The 20,307-nt window shown below is 44.3% G+C and carries 25 protein-coding genes; 10 read left to right on the top strand and 15 right to left on the bottom strand.

Annotation, left to right across the window (positions count from 1 at the left end; translation table 11 throughout):
• Positions 1-25: 25 nt before the first annotated feature.
• The 8 genes from BP688_RS03620 to BP688_RS03585 form a co-directional block, all read right to left on the bottom strand.
• Entirely contained in the window at positions 26-1,018 is a 993-nt protein-coding gene (locus tag BP688_RS03620) for an NAD-dependent epimerase/dehydratase family protein (RefSeq protein WP_290595657.1), read from the bottom strand.
• Complete coding sequence (locus BP688_RS03615; protein WP_290595658.1) at positions 1,019-2,185, bottom strand: DegT/DnrJ/EryC1/StrS family aminotransferase; 1,167 nt, start codon at positions 2,183-2,185, stop codon at positions 1,019-1,021.
• Positions 2,186-2,205: 20 nt separating this feature from the next.
• On the bottom strand, positions 2,206-3,318 hold the full coding sequence (locus tag BP688_RS03610) for a glycosyltransferase family protein (RefSeq protein ID WP_290595659.1): 1,113 nt from the start codon (positions 3,316-3,318) through the stop codon (positions 2,206-2,208).
• A 789-nt stretch (positions 3,319-4,107) separates the two neighbouring features.
• Positions 4,108-4,236, bottom strand: coding sequence for a hypothetical protein (locus BP688_RS03605; protein WP_290595661.1), 129 nt, complete (start codon positions 4,234-4,236; stop codon positions 4,108-4,110).
• Positions 4,237-4,362: 126 nt separating this feature from the next.
• Positions 4,363-5,283: a glycosyltransferase gene (locus tag BP688_RS03600; RefSeq protein ID WP_290623243.1), complete on the bottom strand. Its 921-nt coding sequence runs from the start codon at positions 5,281-5,283 to the stop codon at positions 4,363-4,365.
• Positions 5,284-5,716: 433 nt separating this feature from the next.
• Positions 5,717-6,106, bottom strand: coding sequence for a DUF473 domain-containing protein (locus BP688_RS03595; RefSeq protein ID WP_290595664.1), 390 nt, complete (start codon positions 6,104-6,106; stop codon positions 5,717-5,719).
• A 4-nt stretch (positions 6,107-6,110) separates the two neighbouring features.
• Positions 6,111-6,830, bottom strand: coding sequence for a proteasome assembly chaperone family protein (locus tag BP688_RS03590; RefSeq protein WP_290623245.1), 720 nt, complete (start codon positions 6,828-6,830; stop codon positions 6,111-6,113).
• 25 nt (positions 6,831-6,855) lie between these two features.
• Positions 6,856-8,295 (bottom strand): pyruvate carboxylase subunit B, encoded by a 1,440-nt coding sequence (locus tag BP688_RS03585; RefSeq protein ID WP_290595668.1) that lies wholly within the window; start codon positions 8,293-8,295, stop codon positions 6,856-6,858.
• A gap of 79 nt (positions 8,296-8,374) precedes the next feature.
• On the opposite strand from BP688_RS03585, the gene BP688_RS03580 reads away from it, so the two are divergent.
• Positions 8,375-8,578, top strand: a complete 204-nt coding sequence (locus BP688_RS03580; RefSeq protein WP_290595670.1) for a hypothetical protein — start codon at positions 8,375-8,377, stop codon at positions 8,576-8,578.
• Between the two features lie 82 nt (positions 8,579-8,660).
• Positions 8,661-9,191 (top strand): GNAT family N-acetyltransferase, encoded by a 531-nt coding sequence (locus BP688_RS03575; protein ID WP_290595695.1) that lies wholly within the window; start codon positions 8,661-8,663, stop codon positions 9,189-9,191.
• Here the strand turns inward: BP688_RS03575 and argF are convergent.
• From argF to purQ, 6 genes are read right to left on the bottom strand one after another with little or no spacing between them, the layout of a single operon-like run.
• On the bottom strand, positions 9,188-10,111 hold the full coding sequence (gene argF / locus BP688_RS03570) for an ornithine carbamoyltransferase (RefSeq protein WP_290595672.1): 924 nt from the start codon (positions 10,109-10,111) through the stop codon (positions 9,188-9,190). The two genes, BP688_RS03575 and argF, sit on opposite strands and share 4 nt — an antisense overlap.
• A gap of 24 nt (positions 10,112-10,135) precedes the next feature.
• Positions 10,136-10,504 (bottom strand): response regulator, encoded by a 369-nt coding sequence (locus tag BP688_RS03565; protein WP_290595674.1) that lies wholly within the window; start codon positions 10,502-10,504, stop codon positions 10,136-10,138.
• Between the two features lie 40 nt (positions 10,505-10,544).
• Positions 10,545-11,510: a TIGR01177 family methyltransferase gene (locus tag BP688_RS03560; RefSeq protein ID WP_290595676.1), complete on the bottom strand. Its 966-nt coding sequence runs from the start codon at positions 11,508-11,510 to the stop codon at positions 10,545-10,547.
• On the bottom strand, positions 11,507-11,815 hold the full coding sequence (locus BP688_RS03555) for a signal recognition particle subunit SRP19/SEC65 family protein (protein WP_290595678.1): 309 nt from the start codon (positions 11,813-11,815) through the stop codon (positions 11,507-11,509). The genes BP688_RS03560 and BP688_RS03555 overlap by 4 nt, the downstream gene beginning before the upstream one ends.
• 3 nt (positions 11,816-11,818) lie before the next feature.
• Complete coding sequence (locus tag BP688_RS03550; protein WP_290595680.1) at positions 11,819-12,598, bottom strand: CBS domain-containing ParB/RepB/Spo0J family partition protein; 780 nt, start codon at positions 12,596-12,598, stop codon at positions 11,819-11,821.
• A 35-nt stretch (positions 12,599-12,633) separates the two neighbouring features.
• Entirely contained in the window at positions 12,634-13,449 is an 816-nt protein-coding gene (purQ, locus tag BP688_RS03545) for a phosphoribosylformylglycinamidine synthase subunit PurQ (protein ID WP_290595681.1), read from the bottom strand.
• A gap of 120 nt (positions 13,450-13,569) precedes the next feature.
• Between purQ and BP688_RS03540 the strand changes: the two genes are divergently transcribed.
• From BP688_RS03540 to BP688_RS03510, 7 genes are all read left to right on the top strand, one after another.
• Complete coding sequence (locus tag BP688_RS03540; RefSeq protein WP_290595682.1) at positions 13,570-13,827, top strand: SpoVG family protein; 258 nt, start codon at positions 13,570-13,572, stop codon at positions 13,825-13,827.
• Positions 13,828-13,909: 82 nt separating this feature from the next.
• Positions 13,910-14,884, top strand: coding sequence for a 2-hydroxyacid dehydrogenase (locus tag BP688_RS03535; RefSeq protein WP_290595683.1), 975 nt, complete (start codon positions 13,910-13,912; stop codon positions 14,882-14,884).
• Positions 14,885-14,888: 4 nt separating this feature from the next.
• Positions 14,889-16,526, top strand: a complete 1,638-nt coding sequence (locus BP688_RS03530; protein WP_290623247.1) for a thiamine pyrophosphate-binding protein — start codon at positions 14,889-14,891, stop codon at positions 16,524-16,526.
• A gap of 34 nt (positions 16,527-16,560) precedes the next feature.
• Positions 16,561-17,829: an NfeD family protein gene (locus BP688_RS03525; protein ID WP_290623249.1), complete on the top strand. Its 1,269-nt coding sequence runs from the start codon at positions 16,561-16,563 to the stop codon at positions 17,827-17,829.
• Entirely contained in the window at positions 17,819-18,058 is a 240-nt protein-coding gene (locus BP688_RS03520) for a DUF357 domain-containing protein (RefSeq protein WP_290595687.1), read from the top strand. The genes BP688_RS03525 and BP688_RS03520 overlap by 11 nt, the downstream gene beginning before the upstream one ends.
• Positions 18,045-18,788: a 16S rRNA (adenine(1518)-N(6)/adenine(1519)-N(6))-dimethyltransferase RsmA gene (gene rsmA, locus BP688_RS03515; protein WP_290595689.1), complete on the top strand. Its 744-nt coding sequence runs from the start codon at positions 18,045-18,047 to the stop codon at positions 18,786-18,788. Before BP688_RS03520 ends, rsmA begins: the two co-directional genes overlap by 14 nt.
• Complete coding sequence (locus BP688_RS03510; protein ID WP_290595691.1) at positions 18,769-19,302, top strand: HemK2/MTQ2 family protein methyltransferase; 534 nt, start codon at positions 18,769-18,771, stop codon at positions 19,300-19,302. The genes rsmA and BP688_RS03510 overlap by 20 nt, the downstream gene beginning before the upstream one ends.
• Here the strand turns inward: BP688_RS03510 and BP688_RS03505 are convergent.
• Complete coding sequence (locus BP688_RS03505) at positions 19,283-19,858, bottom strand: metal-dependent transcriptional regulator (RefSeq protein WP_290595693.1); 576 nt, start codon at positions 19,856-19,858, stop codon at positions 19,283-19,285. The genes BP688_RS03510 and BP688_RS03505 overlap by 20 nt on opposite strands.
• Before the next feature lie 159 nt (positions 19,859-20,017).
• Here BP688_RS03505 and BP688_RS03500 point away from each other — a divergent pair.
• On the top strand, positions 20,018-20,307 hold a 290-nt coding region (locus BP688_RS03500; RefSeq protein WP_290624509.1), incomplete at its 3' end, for an acyl-CoA dehydrogenase family protein.

Genomic DNA, 20,307 nt, shown 5'->3' with positions numbered 1-20,307 from the left:
CTTTCCGCATCATCTTAATCGATTGTTAAATATAGGGATAATCCGAATTCCTATACTTCGGATCCCTGTAGTTCACGCCGCCGAGCTTTTCTATCTCTCTCTTCATCTCCCTCACTCCATCTTCAAGACTCCATTTCGCTTTCCATCCAAGCACATAGTTTATTTTATCGAACGATACTCGATAGTTTCTGTCATCCTCCTTGTGCTTAATGTACTTCACCTCAGCCTCCGGTATGATCTTCGCAACTATCTCCCCAACTTCACTGATTCTGTAGTTCAGGTCATTATTCCCCACATTAAAAATCTGTCTATCCACCAGTTCCCTGTCAGCTTCCATCGCAGCTATACAGGCATCAGCCAAATCCTGCACGTGGGCGAACGGGCGATATTGATTGCCACCAAAGATCGTTATCTCTCCATCCATCATCGCCTTCGCAGTTAGCAGATTGACGACTATGTCGAACCTCATCCTCCTCGACCATCCAAAAGCTGTAGCGAATCTTAGTATGACAGGTGTTATTCTGTTGACGTCGAAGTAACTTGCGTGATTGAATATTATCTGCTCCGAATCTATCTTTGTTTTGGCGTAGAGGGAGAGTGGGTTCAAAAACGATCCCTCGTTCAGCAATAGCATCTTTGAAGCCCCATAAACGCTACATGAGGAGGCGAATATGATTCGTTCAACACCGTAACGCTTGCAAATCTCCATAATAGCTTTTGTAGCTTCAACATTCACAGAAAGTGTCGCTTCTTCGCTAATACTACATGCAGGGTCGCCGACTATGCCCGCAAGATGTATAACAGCGTCAACACTCTTGGTCGCGTAAACGAGATCGCGAATGTGCCTTATATCTCCCTCTATAACCTCAAGGTTCTCGTTATCCCTGAAGGGCTTTAGGGCATCATCTCCGAAGAGCATGAGATCGAGAACCCTGACTTTGTAGTCCTTCTCGAGCAGCTTTTCAACGACTATGTTTCCGATATATCCGGCTCCACCCGTAACGAGTATTCTCTCCATTCAGACCCCTCTTCCTATTTTTTCAAGCGTTTCAACGACTTGATCAAGCTCTTCCTTGGTTAAACCGGGATGATTGGGCAATCCAATTATTTTTCCTGCAATTTTCTCGACGTTCGGTAGAAATACGTTGTGGTAGTCGATCTGCCGTCTGGCACAGCTGAAGGGGCAACCCTTTGGATAGGAGGAGAGGTCAAGCAAAACCTTCTGTTTGTAGAGAGGTTCTCTGTATCTATATCTAACCTCAACACCATGATCTTTTAACTTCTCTACAACTTTCGGAGTGGTCATTCCTATTTCTTTCTCCAGAACTATTACGGGACACCAGAAGAAGGTGTGTCTGACGTAATCTCTGATTTCCGGTACTCTCAGCCATTCAACTTCCTCCTTTATTCGGTCGAGAAGGTAAAGAGAGTTCTCTATCCTCTTCTCGTTCAGCTTCTCCAATTTCCTCAACTGAACCAAACCAATTGCTGCGTTTATCTCGCTCATTCTGTAATTGTACCCGAGCATCACATGCTGGTCTCTTCCAACCATCCCGTGGTTTCTGATGATCTTTGCCTTCTCAGCAATCTCATCGCTGTCGGTCGTAATCATCCCTCCCTCTCCAGTCGTCATGTGCTTCGTTGCGTAGAAGGAGAAGCAGCCAGTATTACCAATCGAACCTACCTTTCTGCCTTTGTATTCAGTTCCATGAGCCTGAGCGCAGTCTTCAATTACTTTAACGTCATTTTCCTTTGCTATTTTTACAATTTCATCCATCTCGGCAGCATTGCCAAAAATGTGAACCGGGATTACGGCTTTCGTGTTCTCCGTGATCTTTCTCTCGAAGTCTGCAGGATCGAGACAGAAAGACTCCAAATCTACATCCGCGAAAACTGGAATTGCATTTTGGTGCAAAACCGCTGAAACCGTCGAGAAAAATGTGAGAGGAGGGACGATCACTTCGTCACCTGGTCCGATACCTAAGGATGCAAGGGCGACGTGAAGAGCCGCTGTTCCGCTGTTAACTGCCACAGCATGTTTGATGCCGATGTATTCAGCAAATTTTTCCTCAAATTCTTTTACTTTTGGACCTGAGACGTAGTGGCCTGAAAGGAGAACTTCCTTAACTGCTTCAACTTCCTCCTCATCGACGAAAGGTTTTGCAACTTTGATGTTTTCACCCATACGCTTTCAACATCTTTAGCCTATATAATCTTTGATCTGTGTTTGCTGTAAATGATATCACATATCTGCACAAAGACATCATCATGGCGTTTCCTATCAAACCTTCGTCTGTTTTGGAGCAATTTTTTGATACTTTTATGAACTTTCTCAGTTTTAAAATCCAAAAATGCCTGAATTAGTTTTTCTGAGATGTCTTTGGGGTCGTCGTAGTCTGCTACATATCCAAATCTGTTCTTGAGAATGAAATCTTTAACCACGTAATCTTCCTTACATAACGCGAAGATTGGCCTTGCGTAACAGAGGTAGTCCCAGATCTTCAGAGATACGTTCTTTTTGTTCTCCGTTTTTGATCCCCCTATGTACAAAAAGAGGTGAGAATTCATAAAGAGAGGAATAATATCTTTTTTATTCATCCATCTTTTTATTTTAATATAACCCTGGAGATTTAATTTTTTAACTTTTTTTGAGTACTCTTCGTCCCAATCTCCGATAAAACGAACTTGAACATCTTCATCTTTCAAATTCAACTTTCCAACGAACTTATTGAAACCTACTAAAAAAGACAACGGTTCAATCCAGTCTTTGTAGAAAGATCCTGCATAAGTTATCGTGAAGGGCATTGTTTTTTTGCATGGTGAGGGATCACTGCAAATATCTTCCAAGCCTGCAAAAGGGAGAACAAAGATTTTCCCGTTCAATTCTCTATTGTAAATTTTCAAAAAATCAATTTTATCCACCTGCATGCCTAACACTATTACCACTGCATCTGACTCGCTAACGATCTCCTTCTCCACTATTCGGTAAACCATCCTGAACTTTTTAGGGTCTGGGTTCAGATAAATAGGATCCCTAAACTCAGCAATCCATTTGAAGTCGTATCCAGCTTTTTTTAAAATGAGGGGTGGCAAATGCAGGGTAAAAGGATTGTTCATCGACCATACAAGTTTAAAACCGTTTATAATTTTTCTTTTTAATTCAAATGTTTTCAGAAAAACATTGTGATGATTTTTGAGTATAAGTTGATCTACAATCCATCCATCCTTCTCCAGCGTTTCAAATCTAGTTTTCAAGGCTGCTGCTCGACCTCCAGGTTCATCGAGCCCAACATTCGTTACACATACTATCTTCTTCACTTTTACATCAACTGAAAGACTCGATTAAAAATTTGTGGTTGCCTATCATCGGATATGTCCACTTAGCACAAACACTCAATCAGCTATAATACAACATAAACCAGAACGGATGATTCCTAAAGTCCATTTAATCGCTTAATCCTCTGCTTTGAAGAAAGGTATGCTCACCAACTTCTTAAATTTTGTAGTTTCTTGGCGTGTTGGTATTCACCAGGTTCGCTTCTTTCAGTGTCTACAGCTACATAATAATATCACTTTTTAGTGCTTTGACAACATCTATTGGCATCAAGTTTCCTTGTTTTTCTGTAGTGGACAATATTTTCCTCAGCCCTTATTCGGCGATGAGCAGAGGAGTTAGAGGTATGATATCTCAGAGAGGATTATAACCTCCCTCAGAGGACGTTCGAATGTAGCCGAGAACTTTGACTTCCAAGACATGTTCCTCTACACTTTCCTACACTTACCAGCAAACTTCCTAAAAACTCTCACTGCTCCGTCGTTAAAACATGAAACTCAAAAGGGGAGTCGAAGAACATCTTCGTCAGCTTTCCAAACATGCCCAGCTTCTTATCCCTGTCTTTAAACTCATCCGAAACAACAGCAACGTCAATATCCGAAAGCCCGATGGGGGGTATTTCCCCTCAACAACGGACCAAAGAGATAGGTTTCGGCATCTTGGCACTCATCTTTCACTCGTCGAGATACTTTTCGATGTTCTCAAAGTACTTCCTCCCTACCTCACAAATTCTTCTCAGCCCCATAACGTCCCCCTCAGTTTACTTTAGAACTTCAAAGCCTCTTCGACCTCCTCTTTTCTGAGCTCTTCGGGCAAGTACTATAAGCGGTGTACGCAAACTTCAGATTTCTGAGGGTGTTCCAGTTCTCCTCTACAAAACTTTCAAGCTCTTGCAACTGCATTACTGCCGATAGGTCCCTGATTAACTTCTTTAAACTGTGCGTCTTCTCGGAATATCCCAAGATCAAGAAGTTTGGTTTTCACAACAAGTTGGAGTGAACTACAATGTAAAACATAAGGATAAAAGTTTATCTGCCCGCAACTTTCCCCCACAAATACCCCAAACCCACAACACCCGTGAAAAACAGCATGGCCACAAGCTTTAAGCCATCCTCCAGATTTCCTCTCGCCATACCCTTAAGCCTTGCAGCAACCCTCCCCCTAACCAGATACCCCAGAAAGGATTTTTCCTCACCAATTTTCCCTGCCACCCTCTCCATAACAGCCTTCGAATAGCCCTGCCAGAACGCCCTTCTTGCTAAAAATCCAAGTTTCGTCCTGCCCTCAAAAATCTTGTGGTACACAATTGCATTCGGGTTGTACATCACCCCCCTACCGTATTTCTTCCGCATCCTCTCGCAGAGCTCGGTTTCACCACCCTGAAGCATCCTTCTCCCCTTTATCCCACCCATTTCCGGATTGAAACCACCCAATTCCAAGAAAACGTCTCTCCTGAAGCTTATGTTCGACCCAAACGTGTTTCTGACCTCAGTAACGGTATCGGGAAACCCAAGATGTGTTGCTCCTATCATCCAGTAAAATTCTTCAGGGAACCATCTCGGCTTTTTGGCAACCCAAAGTGGGACAAGCTTTCCCCCGGCTGCTATGGCTCCATTTCTGTACATTTTAACAAGTTCTTCAATCCATTTTTCGTCAGCAACCGCATCATCATCTATGAACGCAACAACATCCCCCTCAGCCAGCTCAACCCCTCTGTTCCTCGATAAAAGCAGCCCCAAGTTTTTCTCATTTAAAAACAACTTTATGTTGTTTTCTCTGAAAAACTCACCGTATTTGTTTTTGATTTTATCGTAGTAGCCCCTATTCCCATCCACAATACATATTATCTCTGTATTCTCGTAGTTCTGGCTAATCAAGCTCTCAATGCACTCAATAAAGTGGTTCAGCATGGCTGGAGAGTAAGTGCACACCACAACGCTGACCTTCACCCCTATTCGTCGGCAAAAGACAATAAAGGTTTTACGTTAAATCAGCATATCCAGACTTCTCTGCATCACTGGCTCTTTCTAATTATCCATCTTCTTCCCGCCTTTCTCTGGACTCTCTCACGATATTTCCGTCGCTCTCAATCAATTGGATTGGTTTAGCACAAACATCTTATACTTTTTCACGAGCTTTCTGAAGGTTTCCACTGTTCTGATGTAAGGATACGAAACTCAAAGGGAAAGTCAAAGAGAGCTTTTGTCAACTCCTCGAAAATTTCAAGTTTCCTATTCCCGGTCTTCAAACTCATCCAAAACCAATCGTTGTCGGAGAGACCGACAGAGTAATCACCCTCAACCCTACTGAGCAATCTGAAATACCCCTATGGTTGTAGGATAGCTTTGCATCAAATATCTCGTCTTTTCTCCCTTCTCATGCTTATCTCGCGTTGAAATACGAGGTTTCAACCACATCTGCCTCAATCGTGTCGAGAAGCCCCCTTCTTCTGACCTGCAGTATTCTGCCAACCCCCTTAGGTGCCAATTTGAGCCTGACAACTGTAAGCTCACACTCTTCCAGGTAGTTTGGAGAGGAGTAGAAGATAGATTGGCTCATTATTTCCCTACCAGTAACCTCGGCAATCAGCCCACTTACACCCCTGCTGAGATCGTTTATTCTTGCTATTGTGAGAAAAACACAGTCACCAACATCTGCTTTCAAAGCCGTTGCAACATTGTGAGCACTCCTGACCTCCAGCGTTCTAATATTTCTCCTCAAAAGCTCATCAATAAAGCTTCTTGATATGCCCGTAAGCACGTAACACTTCATACTCTCACCCATACATCGGAAATTCCTCTTTTCTTTCCTCCTGTATCCTCGCCTGCTCCGCCAGCCTCTGCATCTGAGCCTCTATCATCTCTGCCTCCTTTATCAGCTTCTCAACGCTGATGTCCCAGCCCATAATCTTGTTAAAAGCATCAATCAAGCTTGCTGCCGCTCTTGGATCGGGATTGAAACCCGTTGTTTCCCCGAGCAGCACAATTCCCGGCATTTTTGTCGCCACACACTCGTTCATTATGCTACCAGCAATTCCTGAAATCGTGCCAGTTTTGAATATCTCTATGTGGTCCTTTATCTCATCCAGCAAGTCTTTTGTGGTTACAGCCCCAAAAACCCTCTTCTTATCCTCAAAAGTGGCAACGCCGGCAAATGAGAATATCTTTTGGGTGTTTATCTCAGCAGCCCACTGCACTATTCTCTTACTCATATCGTAAGCGACCTGGGGGATGATAGGAACGTCTGAGTGAATGAGAACAAAACCAAACTCAGTATCCTGATACACCCTTATAGGTGGTAGAATGACGCCATCAAAGGATGATGCTACTGGAGGAAGCATGCTCGACTCCACAACACCTATATTTTCCAGATTCAGTTCAAGAATAAAATGCCCGGTAGCTATCGTTCCGACAAGACCTATTCCCGGAAAGCTCGTGATAAGAATCGGTTTCTCCACATCTACCTTATCAATTATAATCTCAGTCTCCAACTGCATAAAAAGAATAATAAGTTATTGTATTTCAGCTTTCTGGCTTCACTTTGACCACATACTTTGCCCCTTCTACCTCTACCTCGAAACTGCCCTCTATCTTCCCTCCTCCAACAGGGAAGGGTTCCTCGCTCAGCTCTCCCTTCAAGAACTGCAGGCCAGTTTGCGGGAATAGTGCGTAAATCAAAACGTTCTCATCGCTCGCCTCAATCCCCATCTCCTCAAGCTCCCTCTTCCTCTTTTCAAACTCAGGCTCAAGCAAATCGGCAGGCCTGCAATCTATCGGTTCCTCATCTCCAAGTATTTTCTTAATCATCTCAGGCTTTATCGGTGCCGGAGTCCTGCCATACATCCCCTTAACCAAGTCCTTGGTTTCCCTCGTAACAACCTTGTATCTCTCCCCCACCAGAACATTGATCACAGCCTGCACACCAACAATCTGACTTGTTGGGGTGACAAGAGGTGGGTATCCCAAATCCTCCCTGACTCTCGGCACCTCCTCAAGGACTTCCTCAAGCTTGTCGAGAGCATTCTGCTCCTGCAGTTGCGAGATTAGGTTGGAGAACATCCCACCGGGAATCTGATATACCAGAACCCTCGTGTCGGGTATTGTTGAAAGTGGATTGAGATATCCAGAGTACTTCTCCCTTATCTTCATGAAGTAGTTTCTGACCTCCAGCAAAACGTCCAGATTCACACCAGTGTCGTATCCAAGCTCGTTCAGGGCATAGACCATGCTTTCTGTCGGAGGATGTGATGTGCCGCTACTCAAAGGAGACATGCAAGTGTCTATCATCTCTGCCCCAGCTTCAACACCCTTTAGAAGTGCCATTGACGCCATCCCGCTCGTGTAGTGGGAGTGAACGTTTATCGGTAATCCAACCTCCTTCTTCAAAGCTTTAACAAGATCATAGGCAACTTTTGGAGAAAGCAACCCAGCCATGTCCTTCAGGCATATGGAATCCACTTCAAGCTCTGCAAGCTCGTTGGCAATCTCAACATATTTTTCTGTAGTGTGAACGGGAGAAATCGTATAGCAAATGGTGCCCTGTATATGATCCGCATCATACTTTTTGGCTGCCTTAATTGATGAAACCAGATTTCTTACGTCGTTCAAAGCATCAAAGATTCTGAAGATGTCCAACCCATTTTCAATCGTTTTCTTAACGAATTTCTCAACCACATCGTCCGGATAATGCCTGTATCCAACGAGATTCTGCCCTCTCAGAAGCATCTGTAGCTTTGCGTTCTTCACCCTCTTTCTGATCTCCCTCAATCTTTCCCACGGATTTTCATTCAGGAAACGATGGCAGGAGTCAAAGGTGGCTCCACCCCAGACCTCAAAAGAGTAAATCCCAGCGCTGTCAAAGGTCTCAAGAATCGGTAGCATATCCCTCGTCCTCATCCTCGTCGCAAGAAGGGATTGATGGCCGTCTCTCAAAGTGAGATCAACAATCTTAACTTTGCTCATGGCGGTTATCTGTATGGGTCAAAAAAACTTTTTTGTTTTGGGGAAAATTTATTTAGTTGAGTGGGAATGCTAATCTTAGGTGATTGCGTTGAGGGAGGTGAAGATAATTCTGCCGGAACTTGAGGACATTCTTCCGGACGAGTTTGTCGAGCACATGCTGAAGGCAACAAAGGAAATTTTGCTGGCTGTAAGAACTATAATTGATTCTGGACTCGATAAGGTTGAAGCTCTTGAAGAGGTTGCAAAGGCAAAGAAAGACATAAAGAAGATTGAGATCGAGTAGAGATTTATCATTATATAAACGATTAATATTCTCCAGAAAATAATAAATACGTCCTTGACATAGATATTAACAGGTGTCTGAAATGGTAATGGCGAGTGAGAAGCCAGTGCACTTCAACTTTCCAAAACTTGAGAGTGTTTACGTCAAGGACAGGAAGGGTGAAAAAATTCTTATTCGCCAGTATGATCACAAGAAGGATAGAGAAAAGCTGATAAAAATGTATGAAACTTTCGATCCTGATTTTCGCTGCTTGGGTTTACCACCAATAAGCAGGAGAGCGATAGAGAACTGGGTTGACTATCTTGCAGAGTATGGATTCGCCATTGTTGCCGAAAAGGATGACAGGATCGTTGGGCATCTCGTAATAGTCCCTACAGAAGACAATAAGGTTGACCTAACGATCTTCATTCATCAGGACTATCAGAATCGCGGGCTCGGACAGGAAATGATGAAGCTGATAATTGATTACTGCAAAAAAGCAGGTTTTGATGGAATAATGCTCGTTACGGAAAGAACAAACGCAAGAGCTATACACGTTTACAAAAAGCTCGGATTCAAGATTGTTGCTCCCTACTACGAATGCGACATGTATTTGCCATTGAAAGAAGATTAGTAAATTTCATCCTCCCTACCCATGAGTTTTAACAGCACCGCCTTCTGAGCATGCAATCTGTTTTCTGCCTGGTCGAAGATTATTGAATGCTTCCCCTCGATGACCTCATCCGTTATCTCCTCACCCCTGTGAGCAGGCATACAGTGCATAACCACAACGTCATCCTTTGAGAGCTTCAGCAAATCATCTGAAACTTGATAACCTCTGAAATCTGCCAGTCTTCTGTTTTTCTCATCTTCCTGACCCATTGAAGTCCATACATCTGTGTAGATCACGTCGGCCTCCTCAACAGCCTTCTTTGGATCCCTCACGAAAAGAATTTTGCCCCCCATCTCCTTAGCCTTCTCCACTATTTTTGCATTCGGTTCATAATTTTCGGGAGTTGAAATCACCATCTTCATTCCTGTGAGAGCAGATGCGAGAATCATGGAGTTACATACATTGTTACCATCTCCAACCCACGCAAGAGTTACATCCCTGAAATCCCCTCTATATTCGTAAATTGTCAAAAGATCGGCAAGAATCTGGCAGGGATGCTCAAGGTTACTCAGGCCATTTATGACCGGTACCATCGAGTGCTTTGCAAATTCCTTTATCGTGCTGTGATCTCTAACCCTCATCATAACCGCATGCACGTATCTGCTCAACACCCTCGCAGTGTCCTTTATCGGCTCTCCCCTCCCAAGCTGCAACTCATTCCAGCCGAGATAGAGAGCATGCCCACCAAGGTCGGACATCGCAACCTCGAAGGAAACTCTCGTTCTTGTTGATGGTAACTCAAAGATCATGGCAAGGCTCTTATTTTTAAGGTAGTCCGTAACGATGCCCTTGTACCTCTCCTCCTTTAGTTTCTCAGCCAGCTTGAGTAGTTCAAACAACTCATCCCTGCTCAGGTCAGCGATCGAGAGGAGATGCTTCATACCTTGGTTAGAAAGGTTTGGGAATTAATTAAGCTTTCTATTTTTCAGGTAACTTTCTATCCTTTCGATAAGCTGTTTTCTTGTGAAAGGTTTCTCTATTATCTCCTTTGCTCCAGCATCGAGTATTTCCTTCCCTCTGTGTGTGGCAAAGGCTGTAACGCAGAGAATTATTGCGTTTGGGTCTCTCTCAAGTATCTCTTTCGTAGCCTGTACACCATCCATCTCCGGCATTGCGATATCCATGAGAACAATGTCAGGTCTAAACTTCTCATAAAGCTTTACAGCCTCAATCCCATTTACGGCAACAATCACTTCGTAATATTCTTCCAACATGAGTTTTAAGGCTTCAAGAACTGCAAAATCATCCTCCACAACGAGTATTCTTGCTTTCATAACTCTCCCCATTCTTCTTTACAGTTTAAAAATATAAATTTTACTTACATTGTAGTAGGTATATCTTCCTCGTCAAGCTTCCGTGAACGCGTTCCTCAAACTTGAATACAACCTTGAAATTTTCAAAATATCTCTCCAAGTCAATATTTGTTACAACTGCTGCATATCCTTCATCCTTCAGCACCCTACTCATCTCCTCACTGCTTTTCGAATAAAGCTCTTCAAGTGGTCCTGCCGATTTTGTTGATCTCAGATAAGGATAATCTGTTGCGATGCTTGAGACCGAACCGTCCTTCATAGGCATCTTCCTCGCATCTCCACGGATAACTTCTCCTTTGACTCCATAATGGTTCAAATTGATTCTGCAACCTCTTGCAATTTTCTCAAAGAATTCAATTCCGATTGGATAAATTCCCATCAATCCTGCTTCTATCAAGAAGGAACCCGTTCCGCACATCGGGTCGAGAAGAACCTCTCCCTCTCTAACCCCTGTAAGATTTACCAGTCCTCTTGCAAGTTTGGGTTTAATTGCCGATGGCATGAGGAAAGGTCTCCTATCAGGTCTTCTCAAAAAAAACTGTTTTTTATCTCTAACATACTTCAAAAATCCAACGTAGCACATATTTTCGCCAATATACACTCTATAAACGGTGTCCGGCTCTGACACGCTTATCTTCGCTCCCCTTCTCCACAAAATGGCACCAAGTTCCCTCTCAAGCTTAATTCTACCATCACCCTTGCCTTTAACTCTGACGCAGCATTTCCCCTGAACTGGTATATCCTTGAAAACCACTTCAAGCTCTTCTTGACTGCAAATGTCGTAAAGCTGAACCACTTCGTTCGTATACGCCAGTCTGTGGAAAAACTCTGACCCATCATACTCAAGAATCAGAATTCTATCATCCCGTCCCAATTCCTTTACTCTCCCATAGCTCTCCGCGAGCTGAAGAATCTCCATCCTCGCCAGATTAACATTTTCGCCTGAAAGATAAAAAAGCAGTTTCATTTCTTCTTTTTCTTACCCTTCTGCTCCTTCTTTTTCTCTCTCATCTCGGCAATTTTAGCTGCAATCTCAATCATCATCTTGGTTTTTGTGTCTCTCTTCTCAACAACCACTCTCCCGCCGTCCTCCCACCAGCATCTCGGATATCTCTTCTCCTCAACTCTAAAGGGAATTCCGAGCTCTTTGCATGCCTCAGCCAGCTCATTCAACTTGACATTTGGAATTGCAAGTCTCCTTGGTATTCTTCTTCCCTCTGACCTGCTCTTCTTGCTATCCAGATTTACCGTCCAGATCACGCACTCCTTCACGTTTCACCTCATGTTCCTGAAGGTTATCTCAACCAAGGGATGAGGGACGTCCTCTATTATCTCGATATCCCTTACAGATTTTAACCCCTTCTTTCTCACCAGTTTCTCTATACCCAGCTCAACATTTCTGGGAACTTCGATAATATAGGCATCAAGTTCCCTGATCCCAAGTTTTGTTGCCGCAATGACTCTATGATGTCCATCCACTAAATAATACCTCGAATCCTTCTTTATCACAACTATCGGCTCCGCCAGACCCCTCTTGATTTCATGTATTCTTCCCCTCAGCTCATCAGCATATATTCTCGATTGGGTCGGTATGAGTCTTGCTGTCTCAACCTTGCCCCTTCGAACGTTCGTCTTCACACCGTGAACCTTTTCAATCGTCTTTTTCAGCTTCTCCACCTTATCCGGATCAACCTTCTCAATCTGACTCCTTATAACATCAGCATTTGAGATTATCCCAACAAGTCTGTTGTTCTCGTCAACAACCGGCAGCTTAGAATGTCCAGTTCTGAACATTACTCTTGCGGCATCCCTCAAATCCATGAAATCTCTTGCCACGTAGAGTTCTTTCGACATTATATCTTTTATCTTCGTCTTCGGGTCTTTATCTATTATATCAACAGCGGAAACGTATCCCACAACACGATTCTCGTTATCCACAACGGGAAAGCTGTCATGACCCGTTTCCTTAACGAGCTTGATTGCATCTTCTACAGTATCATCAGGTTTGATTGTGTTGACGTTTTTCGTCATGTATTCTTTAACTTTAATGTTCATTGGAAGAAAAACTTCTGACAGGCTAAAAATTTTTGCTAAAGCTTTTCCAGATAATCAATTACACTCCTGAAAATGCAATATCCATCCCCGTATCCCTCTCTCTTACCGACCTGATAACCGAAAAAGGCTCGTTCAGGGTGAGGCATAAGCCCAAAGACGGTATGGGTAGCATTGCATATCCCAGCAATGTTGAAATAGCTCCCATTCGGGTTCCAAGGATATCCTGCGTAATTCCCCTTATCATCCACATATCTAAAGACTATCTGATCGTTTGAAAGCAGTCTTTCCACATACTCATCCTCTTTTCCTGATGGAAAGGTAACTTTGCCCTCCGCGTGAGCAACAGGGAACATTACGGTATTCTTATTAACCTTCCGGGTGAAGACGCACTTCTTGCTCTCCTTTTTCAGCAATGTGGGACGGCACTCAAATCTGCTCGAGTCGTTGATTGCAAGAGCCATCTCCGGTTTGTCGGATACTGGTCTATCTTCATCGAATCCTGGCAAAGCCCCAAGCTCAACCAGAACCTGAAAGCCGTTGCATATCCCCAGAATGGGGTATCCCATCTTTATGAACTCTTCAATATCCTTCCTGAGGGCGCTCTTAACTCTTGCGGAAAAAATAGCCCCCGCCCTGATGTAGTCACCAGCCGAGAAACCGCCTGGAAAAACGAGGCAGTGGTAGTCAAATATACTCCTCTGTTCTTCGAACCTTATCATGTCACTGTAAAATTGCTTTACATGAACAGATTCTGCTTCAACACCAACACTTCTGAAAGCCTTAACAGTCTCATCCTCACAGTTAGTTCCCTCCATCCTCAGAACCGCCACTCTTATCTCGTCTCTTTCCATCACAAAATTTTCTGAGCCATAATTTTTTAAAGTTTTGTTCTTGAGACCATATTCCAACTCAACAAAAACCCTTATATATCTCCTCCTCTGAGAGTTACGAAATTCAAAGGAGGGTTAGAATTGGCCGAAATAACAGAAGTTAGGATATACAAAGCGAAAGGAAATGGAAACGTGAAGGCCTACGCGTCTGTAAGCTTTGACAACGAGTTTGTTGTTAAGGGCTTGAAGGTTGTAGAAGGTGAGAGAGGTCTCTGGGTTAGTATGCCCAGCAGAAAAATGAGGGATGGAAGTTTTCAAGATATTTTCCATCCAGTAAGTAGAGAGGCAAGAGACAAAATTGTGGATGCTGTTTTAAAAGCCTATCAGGAGCAGGAGTAAAACTTTAAGATTTTTCTTGTTTTTAGCTTTGTTTTATTTTACATCTGAAAAATTTTTAAACTCTCACATTTTAAAATCCCTCATGGTAAAAGTTGTTTGTTTCTCACCAATAGCAGAGCCACTTCTGAAAGCCCTGCTATCTTCTGTCTACAGCGGTGAGGTCGAGATAGAGGTTATCAATGAGTATGATGAACAAAGAATCCTTGAGGCAGTGAGAGATGCAGATGTTATAATTGGTGACTATACCTTCAAGATACCGGTAACAGAGAAAATGATGAAGGTGATGGAGAAAGTCAAGCTGATTCAGCAGCCCTCAACAGGCTACAACCATATTGATGTTAATGCAGCAAAAAAGCTTAATATTCCTGTTGCCAATGTCGGTGGTGTTAACGCTCTGAGCGTTGCAGAACACACAATAATGTTCGCCCTCGCTCTGCTGAAAAAGCTTCTCTACGCTCACAACAGCGTTCTCGCTAGGAAATGGGAGCAGGATGAGATGGCAAATCTTGGAGTTTACGAGCTTTACGGAAAAACATGGGGAATACTCGGCATGGGGGCACAGGGAAGAGAGGTTACAAAGAGATTGCAGGGATGGGATGTCAGGATTATCTATTACGACATTCGAAGAGCAAAAGATGTTGAGGAAAAATACGGGGCAGAGTATAGGGATTTTGAATCTCTGCTCAAAGAATCGGACATCGTGAGCATACATCTGCCCTTAACTGAGGAAACAAGGGGGATGATTGGCGAGAAGGAGCTAAAGATAATGAAGAGTTCGGCTATTCTGATAAACGTTGCGAGGGGGGAGATAGTTGATGAGGAGGCATTGGTTAAAGCTCTCAAGGAAAAGTGGATTGCAGGAGCTGCTCTTGACGTTTTTGCCAAAGAGCCACCCGAAGGAAGCAAATTGCTTGAGTTGAAGGACTGCAACGTAATTTTCTCACCACACATTGCCGGGGCGACGAATGAGGCGAGGCTGAGGATTATAAGGGAGGCTATGGAAAACATTGGCAGAGCTTTAAGGGGGGAAGAGATCAAGCATGTTGTGAGCAGGTGATAGTATGGATGCAGCGCATGCAGTGGCGGAATGCCTACGGAGTTTTGGTGTAAAGAGAATTTACGGCATTATTGGAACCTCAGTCGTTGATTTCGTGGACGCTCTTTATGATTACAGAGACGATATCCGCTACCTCTCTTGCAGGCACGAGCAGGTCGCTGCCTCGATGGCTGACGCGGAAGGAAGACTTACAGGCTTTCCCGGAGTTAGCCTCGTCCACGCAGCACCCGGAACTCTGAACACAACGATAAGCGTTGCCAATGCCTACAAGGATGGCTCTCCGATGGTTGTGATAGCCGGTGGGGCGAAGAGGGAGCTTTACGGGAAAAACACCATGCTCGAAGTTGATCAGCAGGCTGTAATGAAGCCGATAACCATGGCGACCTTCAGAGTTGATAATCCTCTCAAGGTTTCTTCGGTGATCGCTGAAGCCTTCTCAATCGCAATGCGTGAGTGTGGGTCGGTTTATGTTGAAGTTGCCGAGGACATCTGGCTTGAGGAGAGTGCCGAAGAGAGAGTTGAGATTAGGGCTGAGAGGCCGAGAGCTGGAGATGATGACGTGGAGAAGGTTGCAGAGATGCTGAAAAAGGCAGAGAAACCCCTTATAGTTGCAGGGTTTGGGGTGAACAGTGAGGAGGGTAACAGGCTTCTGACAGAACTTGCAGAGAAGACGGGAATACCGGTTGCAACCACGGGAAACGGAAGAGGATCAATGGATGAAGAACATGAACTTTGTTTGGGAAGAGTTGGGTTTGGTGGGGGATGCATTCACGCCGACAACGCTCTGCTGAATTCCGACTTCGTTCTCTGCCTCGGATGCCAACTTACGGATGTTACAACCTACGGCTACAACTGGATGCCAAAGGGCAGAGTAGCAGCAGTTACTCTCGACAGAGAGGCGGGAGAGAAGTTCAACTATGCGCTTATAAGCTACAGCGATGCCGTGGACTTTCTCAGGAGGTTAGTAGAGAAGGTCGAAGGTCACAAGGCTCCCGAAAGCTGGTTGAAGGAGATTGCAGGATGGAGAAAGGCATGGGATACAATGGTTGAGAATGCAGTTAATATGAAATACGAGGGTTTTGCGAATCCTGCCCTCTTTTTCAAAAAGCTGAACGAGGTTTTGCCAGCGAATGCAGTTGTTGCAGCGGGTCAGGGAATGCATGTCCTATACGCCCAGACCTACTTGAAAGCGAGGAGGGCGAGAAGTTACTTGGCAGCCACGAATCACGGAGCTATGGGCTTCGGATTTCCTGCAGCCATGACCGCAGCACTGCTCGGAAAAACAGGAGTTGCAGTTGTGGGAGACGGAGAGTTCATGATGACCGTTCAGGATTTGGAGACAGCTGTCAGGGAGAATATTCCTGTAAAGGTCGTTGTTGTGAACGACAACAGCTACAGGGTTCTTTACTTCAGACAGAGGATTCAGAAAGGAGGAAGAGTCTACGGAACTCTCCATTCCAACCCGGATTTCGCGGAACTTGCAAAGATTTTCGGAGCAGAAGGTGCAGTGGTCTCTTCCGACGATGAAATCGAGGATTCCATAAAGGCGATGATGGAGTCTGAGAGGCCCTTTGTGCTGGACCTACGCATCTCTCCAGACTCCTTCGCTCCCTTCAACCCGGAGCCAAGTGTGAGGATGTAGCAAAGGTTAAATCCAGCTTGAGTATACCCATAACATGAAACTCTACCTTATTTTCACCCTCCTCCTGGTTTCAGTCGTTTACTCAACCACTATTGCCCAAGCTTCTGAACTCAAGATTGCGAGAATTGAAGTTAGAGGAGAAATTAACGAAGGTACTTATTTAACGCTCCAGCACGCCTACGATTTTGCCTTGAGGCAGAATTGCGACGTCCTATTTGTCGTTCTCGATACTCCCGGTGGGGTTCTTAGTTCTACACAGAAGATTGTTCTGCTGTTCATGAACAGCGAAATTCCAGTTGTTGTCTATGTCCCGAAAGGAGCAATGTGTGCTTCTGCAGGCTCTATAATCCTCCTATCGTCTCACATCGCAATCATGGCAAATGGAACGGCTGTAGGTGCTGCGACTCCAGTTACAATAGGTTTCGGAGCGGCAAAAGTCGAAAACAAGACTGTGAACTATCTTGCCAGCTACGTGAGCGATATAGCAAGATCGAGAGGGAGAAATGCTGAGGTGGCGGCGAGATTTGTAACCCAATCCCTTACCCTGACGGCAGAGGAAGCTTTAAAGAAGAACGTTATTGACTTTATCGCGAATAGCGAGGATGGAGCGATAAAAAAGCTGAACGGTGTCAAGCTGAATGGAATGGACATAAGGTTTGACACTTACCGAGTTCTGGAGGTTAACAAGCCTCTGCAAGCAACCATCTACGAAATCATCTCAAGCCCCCAACTTGCAGCGATACTGCTACTTCTCGGAATCTACCTCCTGATCTTTGGTCTCACCTCTCCTGGAATCGTTCCTGAGACTGTAGGAGCAATCTGCCTAATCCTCGCCCTTGCTGGGCTTGGTGTGGTGGGAATAAACTATATCGGAGCGCTCCTGATCATGCTTGGGATTTCCTTTCTGATTGCCGAACTTGCAACCCCAACATATGGCGTTCTCGGAGCGGCATCCGTTATATCAATTGTTCTCGGGTTGTTAATACTTTTCAACGAGCCATTGATGCCGGAATCTTTCTACGACGCTTTTCCCAAATTCGTGGCAGGTGTAGGGCTTGGACTTGGTGGGATAATGACTTTTGCGGTAATAAAGGTCGCTCAGATAAGGAAGAAGAAAAGTCCTGTCGGTGAAGTTGTCGGAGAGAGGGGAGAGGTGATAGAGTTTGCCGGTGGTAAGGGGTTTGCAAAAGTTAGGGGAGAGATATGGCGCATAGAGTGTGATGAGGAACTTGAGGAGGGAGATGAAGTTGAAGTGGTCGAGAGGGAGGGATTGAAGCTTAAGGTGAGGAAGATTGAGAATTGAGGATGAACTTAGGAGTGAGACTCTGAAGTGGCTTGAGAGGATAAAGGAGAGGATTAAAAAAGTTGAGGGGAACAGCAGATTTCTTGAGAACATTAAGGCATACGTTAGCGATTCCAGGTATTTTGTAGAAAAAGGCGACCTCGTAAGGGCTTTTGAGTGTGTCGTGTGGGCATGGGCATGGCTCGAGATAGGACTTGAAGTGGGAAAGTTGAGAGATGAGGATGCGTAGAACCTTGGGACAGCACATGCTTGTGAATAGGAGAATTATTGAGAGAATAGTTAGCTACGCCGAACTTGGAGATAATGACATCGTCCTTGAGATTGGATGCGGTACGGGGAATTTAACGGCAGAGTTGCTGAAACATTGCAGAGTTGTTGGGATTGAGAAAGATCGCAGAATGGTCGAGAAGCTTAAGGAGAGGTTCAGCAACGAGATAGAGAGAGAAAGGCTCATGCTGATTCATGGAGATGCCCTTAAATCTGAGTTTCCCGCTTTTACAAAAATCGTATCCAACATACCCTACAAAATTTCCTCTCCTCTCACCTTCAAATTTTTCAGACACAAGTTCGAGTTGGCTATCGTGACTTACCAGAAGGAGTTTGCTGAGAGGTTGTGCAGAGAGAATAACAGGCTTGGAGTTGTCGCCAGTGTTTACTGTTCTCCGCAAATACTGGAAATTGTCAAACCATCAGCATTCAGACCAAAACCAAAGGTTGAGTCGGCTGTTGTTAAAATTATACCCAAGCCACGGGTTAATGTGAAAAACAGGGAGCTTTTCGAGGAGTTTGTCACCTTCGCCTTCACCATGAAGAGGAAGAGGATGGGGAAGATAGTTGATGAGTTCAACAACAGGTTCGGGTTCAGCATTGAAATTGATGGCGAAATGGCTAAAATGCGTCCTGAAGAATTGGGAGCGGAGAAATTTAGGGAGATCGTGGATGATATACGAGCCCGCTGAAGACAGTGAGCTACTTCTTGAAGTTGCGCTGAGGGAAGTAAGGGAGGAGGATGAGGTAGTTGAGATAGGAGCAGGCAGTGGATTCGTTGCTGAAAGACTAAAGGGAAAATGCAAGTTTTTGCTCACCACAGACATCTCACCCTATGCAGCTAAGGAGTTGAGGAAAAAGGGACTCGACGTAGTCAGAACGGATATTGCCAAAGGGGTTAAAAAGAAGTTCAGCCTTGTTCTGTTTAATCCTCCCTACTTAGAGCTTGAAGATCATTTAAAAAAGGGCGACTGGCTTGATGTTGCAGTGGACGGGGGAAGAGGGGGAATTGAGGTTATAGAGCGTTTTCTGAATTCGCTGGATGAGATTCTTACCTCGAACGGAAGGGCAATTCTTATCGCATCATCATACAACGAGCCACAAATTTACGATTTGATCGAAGGGTTGGGATTCAAATATGACATAGTCGGGAGGAGAAACCTGTTTTTTGAGAAGCTCTATGCGATTAAAATTTGGAGAGAATAACGAACCTTTTCAACCTTTCATCTATCTTAAAAACACCCTTTTCAGTCTCAACATCCCCTTTAACCACCCTTATCTTAGATTGGGGGGCGATGCCTATGTCGGCAAGATTTGCCGGAGAAATTACCACCATATATTCTCCATCAGGCACCTCACTCAGCTTCAAAAACTCGTGAACACATGAATCACAAATCTCGCATTCACCAGCTATAACCTGACAGATTCGGATAAACGTTTCTTCATTTATGTGGTGCTCAAGCTCGCAGCTCAATTTCGAGGCCATCTCCTCATCTATTTCAAGAAAATTACGGAAAAAATCCAGCAAAGCAAGATAATACCTCTTGATCTTTTTTGCAACCTCTTCTCCCTTTCTCGTGAGCTTTGCACCTCTGTAGGGCTGGTAATCAACATACCCCAAATCTCTAAGCTTTATAAGCATTTCAGTAACACTTGATGGCTTCACATTCAAAATATTTGCAAGGTCTCCAGTTTTAGCAATCCTCTTCTCATTCTCCTGAATGTCATATATTGCCTCAAGGTATTCTTCAATTCTCTCCATTAAGAAAATTTTACACATGTATTTAAAAACCATTTCCCCCAAGAAACGAAAAGATAATGTTTAATGAATAGGAATTGAGAGGAGTATAAATTATTTTTCAATGGTTGAACTTGGCAAAATTTAAATAATCAAAAAGCAGCGTTCTGCCGGTGGTCGAAGATGCTTGCAGATTTTATCTTAACAGATGACCAGAAAGCCATAAAGGAGGCAGCGAGAGAGTTTGCAGAGAAGGAGTTTCCGAACTATGCAGAGGAATGCGATAGAGAGGAGAAGTTCCCCTTCGAGCTGTGGAAGAAAGCTGCGCAGCTTGGGTTTATCGGAATGGCCATACCAGAAGAATACGGTGGGCAGGGATTGGGTGTTTTGGATTCATGCCTCGTTGTGGAAGAGTTCTGGAGGGTTGATGGTGGACTCGGAATGATCCTCGCCACAACCTTCGGTTCAGAGCA

The organism is Archaeoglobus sp. UBA230 (genome assembly GCA_002507545.1).
GTDB lineage: Archaea > Halobacteriota > Archaeoglobi > Archaeoglobales > Archaeoglobaceae > Archaeoglobus.
This window is presented reverse-complemented; position numbering and strand designations above follow the sequence as displayed.